General features: G+C 74.0%; 1 protein-coding gene and 1 pseudogene. Both read right to left on the reverse strand.

All coding sequences use genetic code 11. The features are described from left to right. Nucleotides 1-846: alanine racemase (gene alr / locus WBP48_RS13435; RefSeq protein ID WP_424441237.1), on the reverse strand; the 846-nt coding region annotated here is incomplete at its 3' end. 155 nt (nt 847-1001) lie between these two features. After that, nucleotides 1002-1349, reverse strand: a pseudogene (locus WBP48_RS13440) (holo-ACP synthase); the annotation flags it as partial. Nucleotides 1350-1582 lie beyond the last annotated feature (233 nt).

Raw genomic sequence — 1582 nt, forward strand, 5'->3', positions numbered from 1 at the left:
CCCGAGCGGCACGAGCGCGAGGGTGGTCTCGGTGGTGGTGCGGTGCAGGTATCCGTACGAGACGCCCTGGCCGACGCCCACCCGTCGCACGGCCGCGACCGCGCCGCGCAGCGTCATCGCGGGGCGCAGTCCGAGGTCGGCCGAGGTGCGGCCGGCGATCGGCGAGAGGCCGTAGATCGAGATCCCGAGGCGCACGCATCCGAACCGCGCCTCCGGCAGGTCGATGGCCGCGAGCGACGCGGCGATGTGCCGCAAGCGCGGGGCCAGACCGTGGGATGCCGCAAGCCCCAGGCCATCGCGGAACCGCGCGACCGCGGCGAGATCGTCGGCGGCGCTCGTGTTGGAGAGGTGGCTGAAGATCCCGATGACGCGCAGCCGCCCGATCCGCTCCAGCCGGGCCGCCTCCGCGAACGCGACGGCATAGTCGGCGGGCGCGAGTCCGTTGCGGCCGAGTCCGGTCTCGAGCTTGAGGTGGACACCGACGGGACGGTCCCCGGATGCCGCGGCCGCCTGCAACTGCTCCACACTCGAGATGCCCAGCTCGATCCCGTGGGCAGCGGCGGCCGCGAAGTTCGCGCCCGGCGGGTGCAGCCACGCGAGAATCGGCGCGTCGATGCCCGCGCGCCGCAGCGCGAGCGCCTCATCGATGTCGGAGACCCCGAGCCGCGCCGCACCGCCCTCCAGCGCCGCGCGCGCCGAACGGACCGCTCCGTGCCCGTAGCCGTCGGCCTTGACGACAGCGATCACCTCGGATGCGGTGAGCCGCCGCAGCTGCCGGACATTGGCCGCGATCGCAGACGTATCGATGACCGCCTCACGCAGGATGCCGAGTGGCATGCGGCTCATGCCGCCTCCCCGGTCCCGGTGGCACCCGGTTCCGCATCCGCGCGTTCCGCATCCGCGCCGAGCCCATTCGCGCCCGCCGTGCCGGCGCCCGCCGTGCTCGCACCGGCGGCATCCGCTCCGGGGTGTGTCCCGACACCGCTGGCGCCGACATCCCGGCCCTCCGCGACGACGTACGCGGCCGCGAGCCCGGCGTCGTGCGAGAGCGAGAGGTGTACGGCGGCGATGCCGCGGCCGGTGACGGTTGCGGCGGTCTCACCGCTCAGCGCGAACACGGGGCGGCCGGAGGACTCCGAGGCCACCTCGATCTCGGTCCAATGCACGCCGTCGGAGCCGCCGAGCGCCTTGATCAGCGCCTCTTTCGCGGCGTATCGCGCCGCGAGCGAATGCGGCTTGAGTCCGCGCTCCCCCGCCGCGAACAGGCGGTCGAGCAGTCGCGGCGTGCGGGCGAGCGCCCGCTCGAATCGCGGGATGTCGACGAGGTCGACCCCGATTCCGACGATCACTCCCTCACTCCTCCCCCGCCCACTTCCGCGAGCCGCTATGTTTCGTCCCAGCCGACACGATACGCCCGGGCGAAACGTAGCGGCTCGGTCGAAACGTAGCGGCTCGGCGATCGGGACCCGAGCACACCACGGACACGACACCAGACCCCACGACCCACGACACGCCCCCGCGCCGCGCCCCGGACCCCATGCCCCGCACCCCGCGACACGCGACACGGCCCGCGCCCCACCCC

Origin of the sequence: Microbacterium sp., from assembly GCF_049661145.1 — a bacterium.
GTDB lineage: Bacteria > Actinomycetota > Actinomycetes > Actinomycetales > Microbacteriaceae > Microbacterium.